Annotated in this window: 1 protein-coding gene and 1 pseudogene; both read right to left on the reverse strand. The window is 74.9% G+C overall.

The genetic code is table 11. The features are described 5' to 3' along the window. Positions 1-186: pseudogene (locus tag FF041_RS39680) on the reverse strand (hypothetical protein); the annotation flags it as partial. Then, on the reverse strand, positions 99-390 hold a 292-nt coding region (locus FF041_RS32505), incomplete at its 5' end, for a hypothetical protein (RefSeq protein ID WP_228388795.1). The pseudogene FF041_RS39680 and the gene FF041_RS32505, both read right to left, overlap by 88 nt.

Raw genomic sequence — 390 nt, forward strand, 5'->3', positions numbered from 1 at the left:
AAGCAGGCCGAGGAAGGTCCGTTCGGCGGAGAGGGAGACAGCGGCGAGGGACTCGGAGCGGAACGCCTCGGGTTTGATGGTGCGTATGCGCGGCATGGTCAGCGGCCCCCGCCCGTGGTGGCGTACGCCTTCGCGGCGGGGCGCAGGGTGCCGGTGGTGAGGTCGAGGTCGTGGGTCTCGGCCCAGTCGGTCTCCGGGTGGGCGCGGATGATCCAGCGGGCGGCGGTCAGCCCCTTCGCCCGGGTGACGGTGAGGAGGCGGCCGTATGCGTCGTAGGCGCGGAGGTGGGGGCTGGGCCAGGCCTGGGCGGGGTCGCACTGGGAGACCCGGGCGGTGGTGGCCCCGGGGATCATCGCGGCGATGGCGCGGGCGAGCCGGAGGCTCCGGTCG

Origin of the sequence: Streptomyces jumonjinensis, assembly GCF_009600885.1 — a bacterium.
GTDB classification, from domain to species: domain Bacteria; phylum Actinomycetota; class Actinomycetes; order Streptomycetales; family Streptomycetaceae; genus Streptomyces; species Streptomyces jumonjinensis.